This window comes from Constrictibacter sp. MBR-5 (assembly GCF_040549485.1).
Classification (GTDB): domain Bacteria; phylum Pseudomonadota; class Alphaproteobacteria; order JAJUGE01; family JAJUGE01; genus Constrictibacter.
Genome location: NZ_JBEPTK010000017.1, coordinates 1 through 24,731 on the forward strand (window position 1 = coordinate 1; position 24,731 = coordinate 24,731).

The following is a 24,731-nucleotide window of genomic DNA, read 5'->3' on the forward strand; positions in this document are numbered from 1 at the left end:
CCGACCAGCACGTCGTTGCCCTCGACGCCGTAGAGGCGGTCATTTCCGGTACCGGCGTTCAGGATGTCGTTGCCGCTCGTGCCGATGATGGTGTCCGCCGCATTGGTGCCGGTGAGGATCGCATTCTGCAGGCCCGCCAGACTAGCTGTTGTCAGTGTGTGCAGTCCGGTGATCTCGATCTGGAAGTCGCCGCGCCCGTCGCCATCGACGCCGCCGAGGAGGTAGGTGTTGCCGTCGTACTGGAAGGCGCGCAGTTCGCCGGCGTTGGCGGCGCTGCTGACGGCGGTCATGCCGAGGAAGGTGAAGCCCTGGTTCCCCGCGGCAGTGAGGTCGGCGTCCATGGCCGATAGGTCGATCACGTCGCCCGTGTTCCAGTCGGCGACGACGTCGCGCCCGGCGCTGAACGGCGTCTCGGTGGCGGCACGGTAGACGAAGCGGTCGGCGCCCTCGCCGCCGGAGAGCCGGTCTTTGCCGGTGCCGCCCTCGAGCACGTCGTTGCCCTCAACGCCGTAGAGCCTGTCGTCGCCGCTCGTTCCGATGATGGTGTCGGCCGCATTGGTGTCGGTGAGGATGACGTTCTGCAGGCCCGCCAGAGTGCCCGTCGTGAGCGTGTGCAGTCCGGTGATCTCGATCTGGAAGTCGCCGCGCCCGTCGCCATCGACGCCGCCGAGGAGGAAGGTGTTGCCGTTGTGGTGGAAGGCGCGCAGTTCGCCTGCTCCGGCCGCGCTGGTCACGCCCGTCATGCCGAGGAAGGTGAAGCCCTGGTTGCCGGCGCCGGCGAGATCGGCATCCATCGCCGAGAGATCGATCACGTCGCCCGTGTTCCAGTCGGCGACGACGTCGCGCCCGGCGCTGAACGGCGTCTCGCCGGCAGATCCGAACACGTAATTATCCGCGCCGGCACCGCCCGCCAGACGATCCTTCCCCAAACCGCCTTCGAGCACGTCGTTGCCGGAATACCCGTAGAGCGAATCGTCGCCGGTCGAACCGATAAGGACGTCGTCACCCTCCACACCGTAGAGGCGGTCGTTTCCGGCACCGCCAATCAGGCGGTCGCGCCCGACGCCGCCGAGCAGGACGTCGTCGCCGGCCCTGCCGTCGAGATAGTCTCCTCCCAGACCGCCGGCCAGTCGATTGGCGCCGGCGTCCCCGAGAAGGTAGTCGCCCGCGCTGCCGCCGATCAGGTTCTCGATGCCGCTGAGCGTATCGCCGCGCGCACCGGCGAACTGGCCGTTGTAGTCGGTCACGCCGTCGTAGAGCCGGACGTAGACGACCTCGGTCTCGCCGCTGTAGTCCGCCGTGTCGTTGCCGGCGCCGCCGATCAGCGCGTCGCCGCCGGCTCCGCCGGCAAGCAAATCGTCGGAAAAACCGCCGATCAGGGTGTCGTTCCCCGCGCCGCCTGTTGCGACGATACGGCGGTCGGAAGCGCTTCCATCGACAGTGTCGGCTTCCAGACCCCCGTCAAAATAAACAGTTCTGTCTAGAATGTCAGTCCCTGAAAGCGCCTGGAGAATCAAGTTGATGGGTGCTCTCGTGGCACTGAATTGAACTGCGCTGAAATCATCCACATAGAAAAGGGTCTCGCCAGAAATCGGATCCCTGACTTCGACACGATTGCCAGCGGCACCGACTTCCCAATTGGTTGCAGTAAAGTCCGAAGAGCGCACCTGAAGCTGCGGCGTCGATCCTGCGGTAGTCGTCGGTACAAAGACCGAAAACTCCGGCGCCGTTGGAATCCCGAAAACGACGGTTGACGCATCAGGCTCGATACGGTCCGGATAAATAGTGCTTCCCAAAGGCTCCGATATGTAGCGTGTAGCGCCTATAGAAACCGGAATGAACAGCGAGTCATAGCTGCTGTTTTCCAGGTTTCCGAAAATCTCGTCCCGGAATCCATCAAGGTAACTAGCGACCTCCAGATAAAGCCCCATGTCGTGGAGCTCGGTTGGAGTGAAATCTGAGTTGTCGTTCAAGTCCTCGAGAACATAGCGATCGCCAGCGTTGTCGGACAGTGCCTGCGCCCCTTGAATTGCATCTCCGCTCACTGTGATGTTTGCAAAGTTATCCAAATGTGGGAATAGCAAGCCAGTGGGAGCTAGGTTGTAACCTGGGTTAGCAAATACGACACCTTCGACATTCAGGGCATCGCCCGAAATGGGATCCAAACCCAAAAGCTCAAAATCTCGAATTTGATTGGCAGTCGCAAATGCCTGTGCCATTGCGCCGCCCATGCTGTGCCCCGTTACATAAATTTTATCATAATTGGAATAATCTATCTCTTGAAGTAGCTGGCTATAGAGGGGGAAATGAGCGACGGTCGCAGTTGACCAGTCCAGAGCCCATTCAAGCTTAGAATCGGTTCCAGTAAATGCTATGACAAGTGAGTTCCCGTCCGGCGACTCCGCGAGCAAAGCTGAAGCGCGACCGTTAATGGCGCCTTCACCACTCCGAAAATGATCCCCAACGATTAGTCCAGTGCTTATGCCAAGACTCGCGGCATATGTGCTGTCTACAATTTTCCAGCCAGACTCCCGCAATTCGTCCGCGCCATCGTTTTCTACGTATGCGGCATAAGAGAACTGCGCCATAACGCTCAGCTTCTGCTGCCCGAACAGGTCTTCAGCCGATGCCAACTGCGGCCCTTGGACCTGCGCCCCTGAAACCGAAGCGACTACGGTTGAGTTAAAGGCGTCTTCGCTGTCAATCGCGTTGAAGCCGACATAATCTGTCCCCGGCGGGCCCACCACAAAGGCCCAATCCCCGATCTGATCGATCGGGCGCTCATAGGCCACGTTCGGGTCCATCTTCTGGCCCAGATAGGTAAGATGGCCTCCGCTGCTCGTTCGGTCCTGTACCGCGAAACTCACGATGTCTGAAAGCCCGTCGGGGTCACTGTAGGTGAACAGGTCGGTCACCGAGATGGTATCGCCGGGGTCGCCGATGTAGTTGGTTGCGCTAGCAGTTGGGCGGTAGTTCGTCGGAGGCGCGGCGCCCTCCGTTGTCAGGCTGACGGAATAGGCGCCGGTATCGTCCCACCAGGCCCCATCTCCGCCCGCGCTAATTGCGAGGTAATAGGTCTGCTGCCCGCTTCCGGGCGCATCAAAGACGAAGTCGGGGTTGGCGCTCTCATCACGAATATCCGGCGACAGCGTCCGCCCTTGGGCATCCCTGAGACGAATGAACACCTCGTCGAGCGTGTCGCCGCCGTCCAAGCCCGCGTTAGCGCTGAATATGTAACGCTGTCCGCCCGTCAGCGTGACCCGGAAGTAATCGGCATCGATGTAGTCGCCGCTGACATCGTCCTGCTGAATCTGGCCGAACGCCGTTGCGCCAACAGCAAGAGATGCACTCGTTGACGTGGTGGCCGGTACGCTGTCAGTTCCCGATGCACCATTGTCAGTCAACCGCAATCGGAAATCGCCGGTCGCGGTGCGAAAGTCGCTGTCGTTGTCGTCGCTCGCGCTGACGGCGACATAATAAGTGCCGCCGGCCGAGCCGGTCGTGTAGGAGAAGCTCGGGGCGGTGCCCTCTGCGAGGTTCGATGACCCGCCGCCATAGATCCCCGTCACAGTATTGCCCGCGCTGTTCTTGAGGCTGATCGCGACCTGTCCTGTGCTCAGCGACAGAGATTCGGCGTCGAAGACATAGCTGCGACCAGCGGCCAGCGTGACTGCGTACCAGTCTTTGTCAACATAGCCGCCGGCCAAGTCCGACGTCACCCCGTCGCCAGAGATCGGCTCGGCGTCGATCGTGCCAATTTGCCAATTCCCTCCGCTGAGGTTCGCGGACGTGTCCGTGCCCTCATGCACGGTGTCACCCGCAACCGTAATGTAAAAGAACTGAAGGTTGTCGTTCTCGTCCGGCTCGGCGATCCGGTCGTCGTAGTCCGTCATCACGGGGACCTGGTATGTGCCGGGCCCGAAGTTGCTTGGGATCGCTATCTCAAGGGTCTGGTTCGAAGTCGTGTCGCCGGCGGCCACTACGCCTGTGGAGTTCGTGTCCATCTGGATCAGGTTGCCGCTGGCATCCTTGATGAAGGCTGCGGCCGTGCTGGAGCCGGCGTCGGCCGTGCCGTCGTTTCTGATGTTGATGTCGACGGTAAAGGTCTCTCCTGCGAAGAACGTCTGTGAGACGGTTTCGCCAAGATCCAGATCCTGGCTCCCGACATCCATGTCGCTGATCCGAAGATTTGGCTCGCCGCCCACAACCGTTATGTAAAAGAACTGAAGGTTGTCGTTCTCGTCCGGCTCGGCGATCCGGTCGTCGTAGTCCGTCATCACGGCGACCTGGTATGTGCCGGGCCCGAAGTTGCTTGGGATCGTTATCTCAAGGGGCTGGTTCGAGGTCGTGTCGCCGGCGCCCACTACACCTGTGGAGTTCGTGTCCATTTGGATCAGGTTGCCACTGGCATCCTTGATGAAGGCTGCCGCCGTGCTGGAGCCGGCGTCGGCCGTGCCGTCGTTTCTGATGTTGATGTCGACGGTAAAGGTCTCTCCTGCGAAGAACGTCTGCGAGACGGTTTCGCCAAGATTTAGGTCCTGGCTCCCGACATCCATGTCGCTGATCCGCAGATTTGCTGCAGCCATCGCAGTTGCACCCCATGGTTTGCGACGCCAGCCATCGGCCGCTTGTCGATCGCGCCGCTTATTCGTCCAATAGTTGTTTATCAGGCTGACCCGTTTCCGGTCGACCTAAATCGTCGGAGCTTACACGCTCGTTTTTGCTCATTCCCATGGTCGTCACCGCGACACTCAACCTACCTCCGCGACATCCTGGCCCGCCTCGCCTCCCACTGTGCAAAGCAGATCGAGGAACTGCTGCTCTTGAATGGGCCGCCGCCAAGCGCCCCGCGGACATTGCCGCATAACGACCCGGCCAATCTCTCTCGGCTTGGCAATCGGCGCGCCTTCATCCGCGAGATCATCGACCAACGTCCCTCGCCGGACGCTTGCCGTAGGGACCTTCGAGGTAGGTCGTAGCGTCTACCAGGGCTCACAGTAGACCCTGCTCCCCAGGACGAAGGTACCATTCCTCAGGCTGGTCCCGGTCTGGCCGCCATGGATGCCGCCGTGGAAGGTCACCGTCGAGCCGGACACGCTGCAGGTGCCAGGATTTGCCTCGTCGGCGTCCACGTAGCGGCCACCGGGCCGCACATGGAAGGCGAGCCCCGCCAGCAGCTGACTTCGGCCGCCAGCAACTTGCCCCGATCCTGAGCCGGTGCTACCGCCGTAGCAGGCGTGCTCGCCCATATTTAGGCCACCACCACCGGAAGTGGGAGAAGCGCTGCCAACCGCGCTGGCCGGTGCCGTGCCTGGGCCGGCTGAACCGGGAGCGCCGGACGGCTGCCCGATGCCAGCTTTCCTGATGTGGTCCGGCCGATTAGTGACGCGATAGATGCCGCCATCCCGGCTTAATTGCGGGTAGGGCGTGCAGCGCACGCGCATCGTCTCACCGGGTGGCGCGGTTTCTATTACCACGCACGGCACCCAATGGTCGGATGCTTCAATCTCAACAGCGTCGTCGATCCGGAAGCTCTGGGCCCGTGCTGCCGAGGTGTCCGACGCGACAGCGGCCGCGATTAGAGCGAGAATCGTTCCGTAACCAGAAAACCTTATCATGATTCGGTCTCCAGATAGCCGATGCGCCGCGGTGCGGCGCTGTGAGACAGTGAATAGGCTCCGGATGATCGTGTCCCATCCTGTGGTGTAGCTGCGGCGGTGCGATCGCCGCGATCTCCGGTAGGGCCGGGTTCTGTCAGGCGGATAGGATGGGCAGGCTGACGAAAGGATCATCGCTCAGGGCACCGACGCTTTCCAGGGTCATGTAGCGCAGCGCTGGATGGCCCATTCGTCGTTCTGTTCGAGCAGGATGGCCCCGACCAGGCGGATGATGACCGCCTCGTTGACTCGGCGAGCTTGCGCTCGGCCTCCACCCAGCGGCCATAGGCCTGGCAGTAGGCGGCGAAGGCGGGGCGGTCGTCGAGCTGGCTGATGATGCCGAGCTTCTCCAGCTGCTACGCCAGACGCTTCCACTCCGCCTTGGCGGTGGGCTGAGATGCGCCGGGCAGGTCGGTACGGCGGTGACCGGCTTCGGCTCGTTCGGGTTGAGCCGGCACTTGCCGGTATTGCCGTGGATCAGCTTCAGCGCCGTCGGCGTCGGCCGCCGCCCCCGCATCAGCCGGTCCCCGGAGCCGGTTCGCGCGCGGGGCTCTCCTGTTCGCTTCCGTTTGACACTTCTTGCGCCTGATCGGCAAGTGGCTGAGGGCGGGGGTGCTCGACCAGGGCACGTTGCTGGCCATCGACCGGGGTATGCCTCAGGGCGTAGCAACTGGGCCGGCGCGGAGTAATCAACGCCGACGGGACCTGCGCCCGCCTCGGTATTAAGTTTCTCTACCGTCGTCCACGACGCAGGATCGGCCGTCTGGAAGCCGTTTTCCTTGCGCTTCCTGCTCTTGTCGGGATAATTGCATCCATTAGAAAGGGCAAACTGATTTGGGCGGGGGGGAGTCGTATGGCAACCGTGGTTGCAGCTACTCAGTTCGGAAATAACTATGTTGACGGGATTCTTTACGGCACACGCTGGTCCGGCCAGGTTACTTACAGTTTCGCGGACAGTGTTGCGGACTTCGGCTCGCCTTATCCTTTCACGCTGGGCGGTTTCCAGACGATCACTGCTGCCCAGCAGGCGGCGATCCGCTGCATAATCGGCGACAATGTCGCGGCGGTTCCTCAGCCTCCGTTTACCTACGGATCGTTCTCAGATGTCTGCAACATCCAGATCGCATTGGCCGACAACCCATTCGGACCACCGGACATTGTCATTGGCGAGGTCGACACAGTCGATGGGCAGAACCTACCCACGGCCCGCGTGCTCGATTTCCCGGAACTTGACCAGCGCAAATCCGGGGGCGACGTCGTCTTCGGCAACGACGGAGCGATGTTCCGCAACCCGCTTCCCGGTAACTTCGCATGGATAACCCATGCCCACGAACTCGGACATGCGCTGGGCCTCAGCCACGGCCACAACTCCGGCGGTTCGAGCTTCGGCATAACGGTCCCGGACGACCGGAACGCCGAAGAGTTCACGATTATGAGCTATTCGACCGTCCCCAATGACTTCATCAAGGCGTACGACAACGAGCCATGGGGCCACCCGCAGACGCTGATGCAGCTCGATCTTCTCGCGCTGCAGCATCTGTACGGGCCGAACTACAGCACGAACAGCGGCAACACGATCTACAGATGGTCACCCCTCACGGGCGAGATGTTTCTGAACGGCGTCGGCCAAGGGAAGCCCGGGGGCGGACACCCGGATGCCAACAAGATCTTCATGACGGTCTGGGACGGCAACGGGATTGATACCTACGATCTCTCGAACTACACGACGAACATGCACGTCGACCTGCTGCCGGGCGGCTGGTCGCGGTTCAGCGATGCGCAGACGGCCGTCAAGGGCATCACCCAGCTGATCGTTGAGCAACAGCCATCCGAGGCGCACCAGGCGAGCGGCAATGTCTACAACGCCTACATGTTCAAGGGCGACCAGCGTTCGCTGATCGAGAACGCGAATGGGGGCTCTGGCCACGACTGGGTCGAAGGTAACATCGCCGCGAACTTGTTGCGCGGGAATGGCGGCGCCGACATTCTGAATGGCCGCGAAGGCAATGACCAGCTCTTTGGCGGCTCCGGCAACGACCTTCTCTTCGGCGACAAGCGCGAAGGCGGCCCTGCCTATAGCGGTTCCGGATATCTTCAGCTGGGCTCCGGCGCGACGAATTCCTCGTTGCAGACCGCCTTCGATCTCACCCCCTATGCCGGGCGGCAGTTCAACCAGGACGTCCGCAATAGCGACACCAATCCGCACGTCAGCGTGGACGTCACGGGGAACGGGAACGGGCAGGATTACTTCCGGATTTTCATCCCTGGCCCCGGTCTGCTCGTCGCCGACATCGACTACGGCACACAACGTGGCCTCAATGCCTACATGGTTCTCTTCAACTCCAGCGGGGCTCTGCTTTCGTCGAGTGACGAATCGGGCGTGGACTCCGGTTCTTCTTTCGATCTGCTTGCGAAGCCCAACGATGCGACGAGCGAACGGGGTTCGGAAGATCCGCACATCGTCTACAGCGTCAGCGTCCCCGGCTGGTACACGCTGGCCATCGACGATCACATCGGCCGCGGGGTGTACGTCAACGGCAGCTATCGTCTTTCGATCACGCTGCCGAATTACGACGAGAACCCGGGCAGCGAAGGCAACGACCGGCTGGACGGCGGGATCGGGGACGACCGCCTGTTCGGCCAGGGCGGCAATGATATCCTGCTCGGCGGACAGGGTGCCGACACCCTCCAGGGCGGAGCAGGGACGGATACAGCGGACTACTCCGGGTCGCCCGGAGGTGTCACCGTCACACTCGTGAACGGCACGGGTCAGGGCGGAGATGCCCAGGGCGACCTACTGTTCGAGGTCGAGAACCTCACTGGGTCGGCGCATGCCGACCGGCTGACCGGCGACGCCGGCCGTAATGTCCTGATAGGCAATGGCGGCGACGACACCCTGTTGGCCGGGCCGGGGAATGACGGCGCAGTAGGCGGTGCCGGGAACGACCGTCTATATGGCGAGGAAGGCGACGACGAGCTGGTCGGCGGCATCGGCGACGACATGCTGTATGGGCATTTCGGCGCCGATGTGCTCGAAGGCGGCCTGGGCAAGGACCGGCTGGCCGGCGGGGACGGCGCCGACCGGTTCGTTTTCCGCTCTATTACGGAGACGCCGTTCAGCGCCGGCCGGGACGTCATTGTCGGCTGGGGTACGGGCGACGTCGTTGACCTCTCTCCGATGGATGCCGACGCTACCCTCGTGGGCAACCAGGGATTCACCTGGCTCGGCATGACCGCGGTGACCAGCGCCGTGGCCGCGGCTGAGCTCCGGGCGTTCCAGGTGAACGGCAACACCTTTCTGCTTGGTGGCGTGGATGCCAGCGGCCGGGGCGACTTTCAGATCGAGCTGACAGGCCTGCATACGCTCAGGACGTCCGACTTCCTCGGCATTGACCGGGTCAACCTCACGGGGACCGATGGCACCGACACCATGATCGGCCTTAGCGGAGACGACGTCCTCGACGGCGGGTCTGGCAACGACCGTCTGTACGGCGTTGAGGGCGACGACGTGCTGGTCGGTGGCGCCGGCGATGACATGCTGTACGGCCATTTCGGCGACGACGTTCTCGAAGGGGGGCTGGGCAAGGACCGGCTAGCGGGCGGCGACGGCGCCGACCGCTTCGTCTATCGCGCCGCCACAGAGACGCCGTTTAGTGTGGACCGCGACTTGGTCGTCGGATGGGACGGCGGCGATATCGTCGATCTCTCGGCCATGGACGCCGATCTCGCCGCCGCCGGCAACCAGGGCTTCACCTTCCTCGGCATGACGGGCGTGACCAGCGCGGCCGGAGCAGGCGAACTGCGCGCCTTCCAGTACAACGGCAACACCTACCTCCTCGGCGGCGTCGATGGCGACGGGCGCGGCGACTTCCAGATCGAGATCGCCGGACTGCACACGCTCGCGACAGGCAGTCTGGCGGGCCTGCAGAATGCGATCCTCACCGGCACCAATGCGGCCGACACCATCATCGGCACGAGCGGCAACGACATCCTGAACGCCGGTACCGGAAATGACCGCCTCTACGGCGTCGAGGGCAACGACGTGCTGGTCGGCGGAGCTGGCGACGATGCCCTCTACGGCTATTTCGGCGACGACGTGCTCGAAGGCGGCCTGGGCAAGGACCGGCTCGCCGGCGGTGACGACGCCGACCGCTTCGTCTACCGTGCCGCCACCGACACGCCCTTCGGCACCGGCCGCGACCTGATCGTCGACTGGGACCGCGACGACGTGATCGACCTCTCGGCCATGGACGCCGATCTCGCCGCCGCCGGCAACCAGGGCTTCACCTTCCTCGGTATGACCGCCGTCAGCAGCGCCGCCAACGCCGGCGAACTGCGCGCCTTCCAGTACGACGGCAACACCTTCCTCCTCGGCGGCGTCGATGGCGACGGGCGCGGCGACTTCCAGATCGAGATCACCGGACTGCACACACTGACAACAGCTAGTCTGGCGGGCCTGCAGAATGCCATCCTCACCGGCACCAATGCGGCCGATACGATCATCGGCACGAGCGGCAACGACATCCTCGTCGGCAACAGCGGCGACGACCGGCTCTACGGTCTGGACGGTGACGACATCCTTATGGGTGCGACCGGCGACGACGTGCTCGAGGGCGGATCGGGCAAGGACCGGCTCTCCGGCGGCGAGGGCGCCGACCGCTTCGTCTACCGCGCCGCCACCGAGACACCGTTCAGCGCGGATCGCGACCTGATCGTCGGCTGGGAGTCCGGCGACGTGATCGACCTCTCGGCCATCGACGCCGATCTCGCCGCCGTCGGCAACCAGGGCTTCACCTTCCTCGGCATGACGGGCGTGACCAGCGCGGCCGGAGCAGGCGAACTGCGAGCCTTCCACCACAACGGCAACACCTACCTCCTCGGCGGCGTCGATGGCGACGGGCGCGGCGACTTCCAGATCGAGATCGCTGGGCTCCAATCTCTGGGGGTGGACCAGATTTGGCTGGGGTGAACTGTTTGGTAGCCGTAAAAGCGCACCGGCGATGGAGGTCAGCGCCGCAGACGGCGGCTTGCGCTCGAGAGCGTCTTCGCCAATGTGACCCTGCTCCGTCTCCGCCGCCCGCGGAGAGGACGAGCATTTTCTGCGAACCGGCCGGCCTGCGCGGAGTGCAGCCGCACCTCACTGTGTCCCGCCGTCAGCTCCGGTCCGACACAGTCGTGCAGACTTCCCCCTGGAGGCAGTGGTCGGGGCCCGGTCGCCGATGCTCTCGGCCAAGCCGTTGGGAGGGTCTGATCTACGGGCTCTTTCCACCCTTACCGCGTTCTGATTGGTGAGAGGCGCTCTCTATCGCCGCGGTCTTCGGCTCGCCGCCCAACGTTTCATCCCGCGTCCCGCTCATCACGCTTCCGAGGCGCGCACTTCGAGCCAGATCAGGCGGCGCATGTTGTAGGCAAGGTTGACCATGCCGGTCTTCATGCGCGCGCGGGCGCGAGCGGTTTTGCAAACGTCCGCGTGCTCGACGCAGCGCGGACCGCAGACGTCTTTGCGTTCGGCCAGTCGTGCGCGTTATCGGCCTGCCTTGGGGCTTGCAGTGCTGGATGCGGCTCACCTTGCCTTCCGCGCGAGGAAGCGTGCGAATCTCTGCCTCGGCGGCGGACCCAGCCCGACGACTTGTGCTGCGACCAGTAATTGCGATACCACCAACGGCTATACCTGATAGCAAGCGGAAGGGGATGGTTTTGTCCACGATCACCGGCACGTCTGGGGATGACGATCTGAGCGGGACGCTCGGCGACGATGTGATCGAGGGGCTCGCGGGAGACGATACCCTGCGCGGCGGTGCCGGTGACGATCGGCTGGAAGGGGGAGACGGCTGGGACGATCTCGATGGCGAATATGGCGACGACACGCTGATCGGCGGCGGCGGCTACGACACGCTCAGAGACAGCCTCGGCGGCAACGATCAACTCTTCGGCGGCGAGTACAACGACTATCTCTATGTGTCGCGCACCGGCAATCAGGCCGTCAGCACGGTGCTCCTCGATGGCGGTGCAGGGAATGACGTCGTCAGCTTCTATGCACCCGGACGATATGTGGACACGGTGGTCCTCAATGGGGGTGCGGGCGCCGACGACATCGACGTCCGGGGGGGAGCGCAGATCTCGATCGACGCGGGCTCGCAGAACGACCGCGTCACGATCGACACCCTCGGCGGAGCATACACGATCACCCTGGGGTCGGGCGCGGACGTCCTGGAACTGTATCGGCCGTACAATGGGTTCGCGGCGGGCAATCCGATCCTGGTGACGGACTTCGCGACCGGCGCAGGTGGCGACCGGCTGGACATCCAGGCCTATCTCGGGGACGCACTTCAGAACTGGAACCCGAACACCAACCCGTTTGGCGAGGGATATCTGCGTCTGGTTCAGGATGGTTCATCGACGCTGCTGCAGATCGACCGCTACGGCGGCGGTGACGCCTATGCGACGCTGCTCACCTTCCAGAACACCACGGCAGCGGACTTTACGGCCGAGAACCTCGGCGGCTATCCAAGCGACGGCTCCAGCCCGCCCGGTCAAGCGATCACCGGCACGTTTGGGGATGACGATCTGAGCGGGACGCTCGGAGATGATGTGATCGAGGGGCTCGCGGGAGCCGATATCTTGCGCGGCGGTGCCGGGGACGATCGGCTGGAAGGGGGAGACGGCTCCGACGATCTCGACGGCGAATACGGCGACGACACGCTAATCGGCGGCGGCGGCTATGACACGCTCAGAGACAGCCTCGGCGGCAACGACCAACTCTTCGGCGGCGAGTACAACGACTATCTCTATGTGTCGCGCACCGACAATCAGGCTGCCAGCACAGTGCTCCTCGATGGCGGTGCGGGGGATGACACCATCGGCTTCCATGATACAGCCGGACGACATGTGGACACGGCGATCCTCACGGGGGGTGCGGGCGCCGACGACATCGACGTCCGGGGGGGAGCGCAGATCTCGATCGACGCGGGCTCGCAGAACGACCGCGTCACGATCGACACCCTCGGCGGAGCATACACGATCACCCTGGGATCGGGCGCGGACGTCCTGGAACTGCATCGGCCGTACAATGGGTTCGCGGCGGGCAATCCGATCCTGGTGACGGACTTCGCGACCGGCGCAGGTGGCGACCGGCTGGACATCCAGGCCTATCTCGGGGACGCACTTCAGAACTGGAACCCGAACACCAACCCGTTTGGCGAGGGATATCTGCGTCTGGTTCAGGATGGTCCGTCGACGCTGCTGCAGATCGACCGCTACGGCGGCGGTGACGCCTATGCGACGCTCCTCACCTTCCAGAACACCACGGCGGCGGACTTTACAGCCGAAAACCTCGGCGGCTATCCAAGCGACGGCTCCAGCCCGCCCGGTCAAGCGATCACCGGCACGCTTGGGGATGACGATCTGAGCGGGACGCTCGGAGACGACGTGATCGAGGGGCTCGCGGGAGCCGATATCTTGCGCGGCGGTGCCGGGGACGATCGGCTGGAAGGGGGAGACGGCTCCGACGATCTCGACGGCGAATACGGCGACGACACGCTGATCGGCGGCGGCGGCTACAACACGCTCAGAGACAACCTCGGCGGCAACGACGAACTCTTCGGCGGCGAGTACAACGACTATCTCTATGTGTCGCGCACCGGCAATCAGGCCGTCAGCACGGTGCTCCTCGATGGCGGTGCAGGGAATGACGTCGTCAGCTTCTATGCACCCGGACGATATGTGGACACGGTGGTCCTCAATGGGGGTGCGGGCGCCGACGACATCGACGTCCGGGGGGGAGCGCAGATCTCGATCGACGCGGGCTCGGAGAACGACCGCATCAGGATCGACACTCTCGGCGGAGCATACACGGTCACCCTGGGGTCGGGGGCGGACGTCCTGGAACTGCATCGGCCGTACAATGGGTTCGCGGCGGGCAACCCGATCCTGGTGACGGACTTCGTGACCGGTGCAGGCGGCGACCGGCTGGACATCCAGGCTTATCTCGGGGACGCACTTCAGAACTGGAATCCGGACACCAACCCGTTCGGCGAGGGATATCTGCGTCTGGTTCAGGACGGCCCGTCGACGCTGCTGCAGATCGACCGCTACGGCGGTGATGACGCCTATGCGACGCTCCTCACCTTCCAGAACACCACGGCGGCGGACTTCACGGCCGAGAACCTCGGTGGATATCTCGGACGCACAGTGAAGCCTATTGGTCAGCCCATCACCGGCACGTCTGAGGACGACGATCTGAGCGGGACGCTCGGCGACGATGTGATCGAGGGGCTCGCGGGAGCCGATACCCTGCGCGGCGGTGCCGGTGACGATCGGCTGGAAGGGGGAGACGGCTCTGACGATCTCGACGGCGGAGATGGCGACGACACCCTGGTGGGTGGCGTTGGTGCTGACCGATTGATCGGCGGCGCCGGCAACGACACGGCGGACTACAGCGGCGAGACGGAGGTGGTCTACGTCCGACTGTACGACGGCGTGACCGACTACAACGGCCGGTTCGCCGGCGCGCGCGGCGATGCTCTAAGCAGCATCGAGAACCTGATCGGCGGCAGCGCGGACGACTACCTGCTCGGCGATGCCGGCACCAATCGACTGACCGGCGGTCTGGGCAACGACTACCTTGACGGCAAGGGCGGTGACGACGTCCTGCTCGGCGGAGCCGGACGCGACCGCCTCATCGGCGGCACCGGAGATGACCGGCTCTACGGCGTCGAGGGCAACGACGTCCTGATCGGCGGGGCCGGCGACGATGCCCTCTACGGCTATCTCGGCGACGACGTGCTCGAGGGCGGCACCGGCAAAGATCGCCTGGCGGGCGGCGACGGCGCCGACCGGTTTGTGTTCGGATCTGCCGGCGAGACACCGTTCAGCGCCGGGCGCGACGTCGTCGCCGACTGGAACACGGGCGACGTGATCGACCTATCGGCCATGGACGCCGACCTCGCCGCCGTCGGCAACCAGGGCTTCACCTTCCTCGGCATGACGGGCGTGACCAGCGCCGCCGGAGCAGGCGAACTGCGCGCCTTCCACCACAACGGCAACACCTACCTCCTCGGCGGCGTCGATGGCGACGGGCGCGGCGACTTCCAGATCGAGATCACCGGACTGCACACACTGACAACAGCGAGTCTGGCGGGCCTGCAGAATGCCATCCTCACCGGCACCAATGCGGCCGACACCATCATCGGCACGAGCGGCAACGACATCCTGAACGGCGATGCCGGGAACGACGGGCTCTACGGTCTGGACGGTGACGACGTCCTTGTCGGTTCGACCGGCGACGACGTGCTCGAGGGAGGGCTGGGCAAGGACCGGCTGGCGGGCAACGGTGGCGCCGACCGCTTCGTGTTCGGATCTGCCGGCGAGACGCCGTTCAGCGCCGGGCGCGACGTCGTGACCGACTGGAACACGGGCGACGTGATCGATCTCTCGGCGATGGATGCCGATCTCACCGCCGCCGGCAACCAGGGCTTCACCTTCCTCGGCATGACGGGCGTGACCAGCGCGGCCGGAGCAGGCGAACTGCGCGCCTTCCACCACAACGGCAACACCTACCTCCTCGGCGGCGTCGACGCCGACGGGCGCGGCGACTTCCAGATCGAGATCACCGGACTGCACACACTGACAACAGCGAGTCTGGCGGGCCTGCAGAATGCCATCCTCACCGGCACCAATGCGGCCGACACCATCATCGGCACGAGCGGCAACGACATCTTGAACGGAGATGCCGGGAACGACCGGCTCTACGGTCTGGACGGTGACGACATCCTTGTCGGTTCGACCGGCGACGACGTGCTCGAGGGCGGGCCGGGCAAGGACCGGCTGGCGGGCAACGGTGGCGCCGACCGCTTCGTGTTCGGATCTGCCGACGAGACGCCGTTCAGCGCCGGGCGCGACGTCGTGACCGACTGGAACACGGGCGACGTGATCGATCTCTCGGCGATGGATGCCGATCTCACCGCCGCCGGCAACCAGGGCTTCACGTTCCTGGGCACGACGGGCGTGACCAGCGCCGCCGGAGCAGGCGAACTGCGCGCCTTCCACCACAACGGCAACACCTACCTCCTCGGCGGCGTCGACGACGACGGGCGCGGCGACTTCCAAATCGAAATCTTCGGTCTGCAATCTCTGGGGGTAGACCAGATTTGGCTAGGGTGAACTGATCTTGGTAGTCGGTCGGGGATACCGAGCTGCCACGCTGGTGCAGAATTCCTCCTGCAGGCACTCGTCCGGGACCGATCGACGATGCCCTCGGCGTCCGCGACTTGGCGACACACGGGGGGCCTCAACGGAGGAAAGCCCTTGGAGAAGGTTGGACTCGGGTCCCTCTCCCTCCGCCAATGCGCCCTGGGGCGACTCTCTCCGTCGCCAGTTGCGGGGCCGGAAAGCGCGCAGAACAGCGCCGTTTCGGCCGAAAGCTCATGACTGCGCGGCTCCGCCGGAGGGGCGTTTTCCTCTCTCTCGGGGCGGTTCTCTCCGAACCTCATGACTTCGGCCGTTTAGTACCGAGCTCATAAGTGTCTGATATGGCGGGGTTTTATGGCCGCTGAAGCTCGGTACTTTTCGAAGAACAGATTGGCAACCGAGGGAAGCCGGCCTCCAACTACCGCATTGATTTTGCTGCGCATAATGCCGCCCCACGCACGGCGGCTGATGAAAGACCCCGGAGCCGCTTCAGTGCTGGTCCCGAAAGATATCGACCTTCGTTTCCAGGCATTGGCGGAGAGAGAGATCCGTGGCGCCGATGGCGAACCAGCTGCGGATGTAGGGGTCTTCGATCGTCACCGTCCGTGCACCGACCAGATAGGGGCCGAAGATCGAGTCGTAGGTGTGGCCGCTATCGCCGTATTGAATCGTGAAGTGCTTCTCGGTCGGTGCTCCGGATGGCGGCTCCGGCTGCGGCTCCGCGGCCGTCGGAGGTGGTGCGGGAGGGCTTGAACTCGCTGGTGCGTCGTGCGGCGCAGGCTCCTCCGTCGCCACGACGCGGAGGCGCCGCCGAGCCGGTTCCAGGGTCGCCGCGGCATTCCGCGTTTCCGGGCAATAGACGATGATCTCCTCGCCCGCCGCATTGAGATAGGAGAGGTCGATGCGGGCGAACTCGTCGTCCGGCTTGCGCTTGTTCATCTGCTCCTTGATGCGACGGCGGCATTCGATCGCATAGGCCGCATACTCCTCGAACTCCTCGTCGCTCGGCTGGTCGACCGGGTGGAGGATCTTCAGAATGGCGCAGAGCGTTTTCTTAATGCCCTTCTCGTCGCGGCCCTCGACGGCACGGCCGAGCCGCAAGCGCCTACTGACCTCCTCATAACGGTTCGAATGCTTGAGCTGGTAGTGGAACGCTTCGGCCAGATAGTCGGTGATGAGGCCGTAACGGTCGGTCAGGAAAGCGCTGCTGTTCTTCGGCATCTCCCACCCGGGGAGATAGCAGGCGAAGCGGTCCATGATCGCCAGGTCGAACTGCGGCGGCAACGGCAAGAACAGGTCGTACTCGGTCGAGTTGACGATCTGTTCGATCGACTGATCGATATTGCCGACGAAAGCCATGCTGGCGTCCGCGATGACCTCCACGCCGCGCGAGAAGCGGCCGTTGGCCATGTAGTCCTTCATGATCTGGATCGTGTCGGGATCCTTGACCTCGTCGAAAGCGACCGTATCCCAGAAACCGACCAGCCCGATCTTGTGGCGGGCATTGTTGTAGAACAGGATCGACTTCGTTGCCTGACCACCGCTGATCAGCGTCGAATAGGGCGAGAACTCGCTGAAGAAATAGGATTTTCCGGTTCCGCGGGGGCCCAGTTCGATGAAGTTGAAATTAGCCTCCACCAGCGGCGCGAGGCGGGCGATGAAGTGGAATTTCAGGCGCTTCGACAGCTTGGCGGGTTCGAGCCCCACCGAGCGCAGCACGACGTCCATCCATTCGTCGCGCGAGAAGGCCGCACGCGCCTCGCCGTAGGCCGAGAAGTGAAACCGGCTGAGCTGGATCGGCCGAAGATCCTCGACATAGAAGGCGTAGTTGTCGGCGTCGACGTCGTTGTGGGCAATGGTCACCTCGGCCCAGATACCGCCCTCAAGCAGCCGGTCGTTGTCGCGGTACCATTTCTCGCCGATGGCGATACGCTGCGAGGCGAAGTTCTCCAGCGAGGCCCAGTGGCGCTTCTCCTTCTCGACATAGCGCACATGGACCTTGTCGATGAACTTGTGCTTCCCCTTCATCGCCACGCGCGACTGCGCCGCATTGGATTCGTCGGGGCGGACGTAGTTCTCCTGAAGGGTGGCTAGCACCGCTTCCATGCCGGCCTGAATCTCGGCGGCGTCGTCGCTGGCGCAGTAGCGGGCGAGCAGGAACTCCAGCACGAAGGTGGGGACGTTGGTGCCCTTCTTGATCCGGTGCAGCAGGTCCTTGCGGACAACCTTTCCCGAGAGCACATCGTTCAGCTTGCGGTCGAGCGCATCGAGGCCAGGGTCAGACTGCATAGTCGGTTTCCAGATCGATCGTCGCATACGCCGTCATCGTGACCGGGTTCAGCGCCTTCAGCACGAACTTGCCCTCATAATCCGGCTCCATCCGCAGCGTCACCTGTTCGCGTCCGCCCGGTTTCAGGGCGATCGTCCCGGTGGCGGCGTTGACCGGTCCGCCGGGTTTGGCTTCGCCGACCACGTTACCCTTGCGATCGTGCGCCTCCAGCAGGATTTCGACGTCGGCGCCGAGCGAGAACATGTCCGCAGACTCCGCCGCGACCTCGACGACCGGCAGGCGGGTTGTGATGCGCTTCGCCCCGTTCTTGTAGGAGAGCGTCACGCTGGCCCTGGTTAGTTCCGGCTGCCTTTCTTGACGCAGGCGCACCGTCAGCACCGGCACGATCGCTTCCTGCAGCGATGCGCCGCCGTGAAAATAGAGCAGACCTCGGCGATAGGGGGCCATGCTGCGGGGACCGGCGAAGCGGGCGAAGTCGCCGCGAATGCCGACCTTCTCCGCTGCGACGGCGAAGTTGCCGGTATCGCTGGCGCCGTCGCCGAGCAGACTGCGGTCGTGGACGGTGATCCAGTCACCCGGGGGCCGGGCGCAGAGGTCGCCGGCCTCGGCGTGGGCGTTGAGGAAGAAGCCGTGATCGGTTGCGATCACGACGTCGGCGAAGCGTGAAGCCTTCAGCTTGTGGACGGCCAAGCGGATCTGCTTCAGCATCTTGGGAAGCAGGCTAAGTGCGGTGCCGGCGCTGTGTTCCAGGTGACTGTCGATCTCGTTCGTCCGCAGCACCAGCAAGTCGACCGTGCTCGGCCTCGCACGAGGCGGTGACGCAGCGGCCCTCGCGGACATCACGGGCGCCGCGCAGAACTACCTGAACGCGCAGCGCGCGATCAGTGCCAGCGGTCCGGCGTTCTTCCAGGTCTTCGACCGGGTCACCGACAGCCTGAAGGCATTCGTCGGCGACACGACCGGCATGCTGTCGTCGGGCGCCACGGCGTCCGCATCCCTGGCACCGCTTCTCGGCGACATCGAGAAGGCGACTGCGGACGGGAACGCCGCCATCGTCGCCGAGCTGGTCGGACTGCGCGGGACCCTGGCCGGTGGGCTGGCGAGCGGGCCGACCGCCGCTGCGATCGTCAACGTGCAGCCCGCCGCCGTTACGGGAATGGCGGACTTGGCTGCAGCCGGTGCCGCGACCCGCGGGGCGACCGGCGACGCGGCCGGCGCCATGGCGCGGGTGGCGAGCAACACGGAACAGCTGGGGCCGATCCTGAAGAGCCTCTCGTCGGAAGCGGCGCGCGGCTTCGAGCGCCTGGTGCAGGAGAACCGCATGCTGAACCGCAAGGTGGAAGAGCTGACCGAGGCGGTCCGTCGCCAGCAGGATGCGCTCGACCGGCTCACGGCCAGAGTGAGGGCCGCCTGATGGCGATCGTCGGCCTCGCCGCGCACCAGACGAGTGCTACGACCGGAACGGGAGCCTACGATCTCGACGGGGACGTCGGCGGCGCCCTGAGCCTCGTGCAGGGTGCTGCGATCGAGAGCGGCGACAATGTCGGGCCGTGGGCGGTCGAGTATGTCGCACGCTCCGGCACCGACATCGAGAACGGCATCGGCACCCTGACGGCCGGCGCCCCGGCGACGTTGACGCGCGACACGATCATCCGGTCGACCAATGGCAACGCGGCGATCGCCTGGGGCGGCGGTACGCGCGACGTCTTCCTGGCGCCGGGTGCCACGACGCTGAGCCTCCTGTCCGAGGCGACCGCCGATGCCGATCCCGACACGCTCGCGCGCCGGGACGCCTCGGGGCGGCTGCGCGCCGCCACGCCGACTGCCTCGTCGCATCTGACGACCAAAGGCTATGTCGACGCGGCAGACGTCTTCCTGCAGGACGCGGTCGAAGATGCGCAGACCGCGGCCGATGCGGCCCAGGATGCGGCTGATGCCGCGGCGGGTGCGGGCACCGCGCACGCGGCACGGACCGACAACCCCCACGCCGTCACCAAGGCGCAGGTTGGCCTGGGCAATGTCCTGAACGTCGCGCAACTCCATCTGAACGCCGCAACGGTCGGTGCGGCCGGCTCCCTGGCCCTCTCGGACGGCACGACGACCTTCATCTTCAAGTGGGGAACGGTCGCCGGCCTCACCCAGGAAAGCGGCACAGGCACAGTCTTTCCCGAGCCGTTTCCGACGGCCTGCCTCGGCGGCTGGACGCAGCATGCGGCGTGCCTCGCCCTCGGCGTGGTGCGGCTGGGGGCGCCGCCGGGTGGGGCAGGTCACGGTCGACTTCGAGGGCGACGTTTCGTCCGGCTATCCCGACACGGCCGCCGCGATCGTCCGGCGCCTCGCGACGCTCTATGGCGGTGTCGTCGATCCGGACGAGATCGACGCCGCCGCGTTCGCCGGACTGGCGGCGCCGCAGGCGATGCACCTCTGGCTGGGCCCGCAGGACGGCCGCACGATCGATCAACTGATCCGCACGCTGATGGACAGCGTCGAGGGCTGGGCGGGCTTCACGCGCGACGGCCGGCTGACGCTCGGACTGCACCGGTCGCCGGAAGTGGAGCCGGCGACGACGGATATCGGGGCGGCCGACGAGATCGGCCGCAGCCTGACGATCGTCCAGTCCGACGACCCGGTCTGGCGCGCGCGCATCGGCTACGACGGACTGGAGCTGGTGCAGTCGGCCGACGAACTCGCCGAGGGCGTGGCCGCCGACGAGCGCGCCTATTACGGCCGGCAACATCGCGTCGCGCCCTATGCCGACACCGTCGTCGAGGGCCTGCACGCGCGGCCGCGCGACGTGGAGCGCACGACGCAGCTCGACGATCCGGCCGATGCTGCCGACCTCGCCCGGACGATCGTCCTGCGCGACGGGCAGATCCGGCGGGTCTGGAGCCTCGATGTCGCACGCGGGCTGCTGCGATTCCGGCCGGGTGCCGTCGTGCGCCTGACCTCGCCCCGCTACGACCTGGGCAGCGGCCGGACGCTGCGGGTGCTGCGCGTCGTCGAGCGCGCGAATACGCGAACGGTCCGGCTCGATCTCTGGGGGTGACATTGGGCAACATGATACTGGCGCTGCCGACGATCTCGGACCGTGCGGTCATCGCGGCCGGCAGCGCCGCGGCGACGATGGAAGCGGCGAACCTGCAGAGCGTGCAGCCGGGCGACCGCTGGCGCGCGACCGACCTCAGCAACGCCTGGCTGCAGATCGACCTGGGTGCGGCCGCGGCCTTCCGGATGATCTGGCTGGGCTACACCAATGCGAGCTCGGATGCGTCTTGGCGGGTCCGCGCCGCGGACGCCAGCACGGATCTGCTCGGCGACCCCGACTACGACAGCGGCTGGATCCCGCATCGCGTTGGCGACACGACGGACTGGGGCCGGACGCATGCCTTCCTCTGGCTGACCGCGGCGATCGCGCGCCGGCACTGGCGCATCGACATCGACGATGGCGACAACCCGGACGGCTGGTACGAGGCCGGGCGGCTCTATCTCGCCGACCCCTGGCAGCCCAGCCGCAACCGTCGCTACGGCGCCGCCGACGGCTATGCCGACGACAGCGGCGCCGAACGCGCGCGCGGCGGGCAGTGGCGCGAAGGCAGCTTCACCCTCGGCTTCATGGATCGGGAAGAGATGCAGGCGAACGCCGCCCGCATCGACCGGCTGGTCGGCACGCGGCGCGACCTGCTGATCGTCTACGACCCCGACGACACGGGCCGGCTGATGGACGAGTGCTTCTATGCACGCCTGACCGAGCTGCGCCCGCTGCTGCTGCCGCATCACCGGCTCTACGAGAAGAGCTACGCCTTCGCCGAGTGGGAGCTGCCCTGATGAGCCTCGCGAACCGCGCACAGCAGACGAGCAGCACGAAGGGCACGGCCACCTACGTCCTCGACGGAACCAAGCCGGGGCGGCAGCGCCTGTCGACCGCGATGGCGAAGGTGGCGGCGCGGCTGGGGCTGGCGGGCGGAACGGCGGGCCCGTGGACGATCCGCTACACCGCAACGGATGCGACCGGCCGGCACGAGGTCGGCTACGGCACCCTCACGCGCGGGACGGCCGGCGCCTTCGACACGCTGACCCGAGACGAGATTCTCGACAGCGCCGCGAACGACGGCGCCGTCAATTGGCCGACCGGCACGCGCACGATCACCGTCACGATCGACGGCGATGCGGTCGCTTCGCTGCTCGACCTGAACGCCCCGCTCGGCCCGGTGCAGCGCACCGGCCGGGATCGCTACGGCTGGGGCATCGTCGCCGACGGCGAGACGGACAATGCCGACGCGCTCGAAGCGGCGATCAACGGTGCGAACGGACAGAAGATCATCCTGCCGCCGGGCACGTTGCGGGTATCCCGCGCGCTGAACATCACGGCCGACGCTTTCCACCTGTGCGGCGAGAAGGCCGAACGCGGCCAGCCGACCCTGGTCATCGACAACGCAGGCACGGTCATCGACGCCAGCGAGATCGAAGCCGGGCAGTGGTTCATCAGCCGCTACGAGACCTCCAACCCGGCGAGCATCATCGGTCCGTTCGTCGTCGAGAATCTGGGCGTCGTGCTCGGAGCGGCGCACGGGTTCGAGTTCGGCCGCGCCGACCTGGCCGCCGGCAGCCTCGATCGCGCGAACTACGACCTGCTGCAGGATGCGCTCGGCCAGCGCTACGTGTTCGGGGTGCAGTTCCGCAACGTGCGGATCAAGGGCACCGACCCGGTCCGGAACTCCGATGCCGGCGGCGTCCTGCCCCGAAGCGGCCAGCGGCTGATCATGCTGACGAAGGCGTTCGAGGTCACCATCGAGAACCTTTCGACGCGCGGCGGCGACATCGCGATCGAGACCTGGGGCGCCGATTGCATCGTCATCGACAACGTCCGCCTGAACCACAATCACATCCCGCTGCTGCTCCAGCGGTCGGGGTTCTTCGGCGCGGTCCAGAATCGTGTGCAGCGGTTCCAGTCGGAGCACTACACCTTCGGCTGCATCATCGCGGACTCGATCACGGCATCGATCATCGACTATCGCTGCGAGGCGAACGTCAATTTCGGCGGGGTGCCGCCGAAGCACGGCCGCTGGGACATGACCGACGACCTGGGTATCACCTGCGCGGTCACGGCCGACTTGGCACCTGGGACGGCGGGCATCGTGATCCCGTTCTCAGAGAACATGGAAGGGGTCATCCACCCCTACGCCTCGCTGCTGCGGATCTTCAACGACGGCCACTCGGAATATGTCTGGCCGATCGCGGTGTCGGGGGCGAACGTTACCGTCTGGAGCCTCGCCTTCGCCTTCGACTGGAGCGACGCGACGGCGAACGTCGAGCGCATCCACGGCTACTCGATTTTCGGCGGCGGCACCTACAACGTCGAATGCCTGAACGGCGACCCGGAGGCGTATCTGAGTTGCCCGACCTTCGTCTATTTGAAGCAGTCGGGCTCGATGTATGTGAAGAACGCCGGCAAGAATCCCGGTCTGAAAAATCCGACTGGCATGGAGGTCAGCTCCGTCGTCATCGGCAACAAGGTCGATCTCGATCCGAACTTCAATGCCGGCCTCTATATGGACGGGGTGTCGTCGTCACTATCCCCAGAGCCTCACCCGCTCGCTTGGCACGCCGACTATCCCGCCCAGAAGGGCTGGCACCCGCAGAACGCCGGCTTTCGTATGGCGCGGCGGACCGCGCCGGACGAGATCGCCGATGTCCCCGGCTTCCGGCAGTGGGCCTTCACGCCGGACGGCTACACGATCACGACGGACAGCCTCGACGCACGGATCGTGCGCAAGGTCGCGGGCGATGCCGACACCGAGGAGAAGCACTCGGTCTGGGAGATCCCCACCACGGCCGCGGCGACCTTCTACAACAAGACCATCCCGAGCCAGGCGCGGGGGACGGCGCTCGAAGTCGTGATCGTCGCTCGTGCCCGCAGTGTCGCCACGACGATGACGTGGCAGGTGCTCGGCGTCGGCGGCTCGCTGGCCAAGAACGTGGCGCTCGGCACTGACTGGGCGATCGTGCGGGTGCCCTACAACGGGGTGCCGACGCAATGGGGCAGCGGCCGCACCGGCAGCAACGCCGGCGTGCGTCTGGTCGCCGGCGACCAGGACATCCAGATCCGCGCCGTATTTGTGCGCGAGAAGCCGATCCAGGACATGCCGAACGGGCATCTGGCGCGCGCGTCCTATCGCAAGTTCCTGGGGATCTCCGGCGGTCCGCCGAAGACGTCCGGCGCCGTCGCGATGGCGGTGGCGAAGCCGACCGCGGGGGCGCCGAACAACGCGCGGCTGCGGGTGCAATTCTCGGCCACGCCGCGCGGCGGCACCCAGGGCTATTGCTGGGTGAGCGGCGAGTATCTCATCCACGTGAGCACCTATAGCGGCACCGCCGCGGTGGTCGGGGCGATCGTCGAGAAGCACAAGACCCAGCAATCGATCAACGCGTCCGTGCTGCAGCTGGACGTGACGATCACGGTTGCCGGATCGGGCTCCGACCTCACGCTGTCCGCGAACGTATCGCTGGCCGGCTCGTCGAACGGCGGGGTGACCGAGGTCATCGCCTACATGGATGTCGAGGTCCTGGGCGAGCCGGTGCAGCTGGAGGCGGTATAA

The 24,731-nt window shown here is 65.3% G+C and carries 11 protein-coding genes and 2 pseudogenes; 6 read left to right on the forward strand and 7 right to left on the reverse strand.

All coding sequences use genetic code 11. The annotated features are described in order from the left end of the window. From ABIE65_RS23515 to ABIE65_RS23530, 4 genes and pseudogenes are all read right to left on the reverse strand, one after another. Positions 1–4,586: CARDB domain-containing protein (locus ABIE65_RS23515; RefSeq protein ID WP_354081185.1), on the reverse strand; the 4,586-nt coding region annotated here is incomplete at its 3' end. 396 nt (positions 4,587–4,982) lie between these two features. Next, positions 4,983–5,618, reverse strand: a complete 636-nt coding sequence (locus ABIE65_RS23520) for a hypothetical protein (RefSeq protein WP_354081187.1) — start codon at positions 5,616–5,618, stop codon at positions 4,983–4,985. 136 nt (positions 5,619–5,754) lie between these two features. Further along, a pseudogene (locus ABIE65_RS23525) lies at positions 5,755–5,903 on the reverse strand (IS256 family transposase); the annotation flags it as partial. Between the two features lie 50 nt (positions 5,904–5,953). Then, positions 5,954–6,010, reverse strand: a pseudogene (locus ABIE65_RS23530) (hypothetical protein); the annotation flags it as partial. 500 nt (positions 6,011–6,510) lie between these two features. On the opposite strand from ABIE65_RS23530, the gene ABIE65_RS23535 reads away from it, so the two are divergent. After that, positions 6,511–10,626, forward strand: a complete 4,116-nt coding sequence (locus ABIE65_RS23535) for a M10 family metallopeptidase C-terminal domain-containing protein (RefSeq protein WP_354081189.1) — start codon at positions 6,511–6,513, stop codon at positions 10,624–10,626. A gap of 728 nt (positions 10,627–11,354) precedes the next feature. Then, positions 11,355–15,818 carry a calcium-binding protein gene (locus tag ABIE65_RS23540; RefSeq protein WP_354081191.1) on the forward strand — a complete coding sequence of 1,488 codons (4,464 nt, stop codon included), beginning with the start codon at positions 11,355–11,357 and terminating at the stop codon, positions 15,816–15,818. Positions 15,819–16,334: 516 nt separating this feature from the next. Here the strand turns inward: ABIE65_RS23540 and brxL are convergent. Together brxL and ABIE65_RS23550 are read right to left on the reverse strand one after the other, a co-directional pair. Then, positions 16,335–18,134: a BREX system Lon protease-like protein BrxL gene (gene brxL, locus ABIE65_RS23545; protein ID WP_354081193.1), complete on the reverse strand. Its 1,800-nt coding sequence runs from the start codon at positions 18,132–18,134 to the stop codon at positions 16,335–16,337. After that, positions 18,124–18,915, reverse strand: a complete 792-nt coding sequence (locus tag ABIE65_RS23550; RefSeq protein ID WP_502918565.1) for a PglZ domain-containing protein — start codon at positions 18,913–18,915, stop codon at positions 18,124–18,126. The genes brxL and ABIE65_RS23550 overlap by 11 nt, the downstream gene beginning before the upstream one ends. A gap of 13 nt (positions 18,916–18,928) precedes the next feature. Here ABIE65_RS23550 and ABIE65_RS23555 point away from each other — a divergent pair, with 13 nt between their 5' ends. Continuing rightward, the gene (locus tag ABIE65_RS23555; RefSeq protein WP_354081197.1) at positions 18,929–19,549 is read left to right on the forward strand and encodes a hypothetical protein; all 621 of its coding nucleotides are present in this window, start codon (positions 18,929–18,931) and stop codon (positions 19,547–19,549) included. A gap of 55 nt (positions 19,550–19,604) precedes the next feature. Here the strand turns inward: ABIE65_RS23555 and ABIE65_RS23560 are convergent, their stop codons facing one another. Continuing rightward, complete coding sequence (locus ABIE65_RS23560) at positions 19,605–19,952, reverse strand: hypothetical protein (RefSeq protein WP_354081198.1); 348 nt, start codon at positions 19,950–19,952, stop codon at positions 19,605–19,607. Positions 19,953–20,344: 392 nt separating this feature from the next. Here ABIE65_RS23560 and ABIE65_RS23565 point away from each other — a divergent pair, with 392 nt between their 5' ends. The 3 genes from ABIE65_RS23565 to ABIE65_RS23575 are packed head-to-tail and all read left to right on the forward strand — an operon-like array spanning position 20,345 to position 24,731. Beyond that, the gene (locus tag ABIE65_RS23565; RefSeq protein WP_354081199.1) at positions 20,345–21,181 is read left to right on the forward strand and encodes a hypothetical protein; all 837 of its coding nucleotides are present in this window, start codon (positions 20,345–20,347) and stop codon (positions 21,179–21,181) included. Between the two features lie 11 nt (positions 21,182–21,192). Further along, on the forward strand, positions 21,193–21,960 hold the full coding sequence (locus ABIE65_RS23570; protein ID WP_354081200.1) for a hypothetical protein: 768 nt from the start codon (positions 21,193–21,195) through the stop codon (positions 21,958–21,960). After that, positions 21,960–24,731 (forward strand): hypothetical protein, encoded by a 2,772-nt coding sequence (locus ABIE65_RS23575; RefSeq protein WP_354081201.1) that lies wholly within the window; start codon positions 21,960–21,962, stop codon positions 24,729–24,731. Before ABIE65_RS23570 ends, ABIE65_RS23575 begins: the two co-directional genes overlap by 1 nt.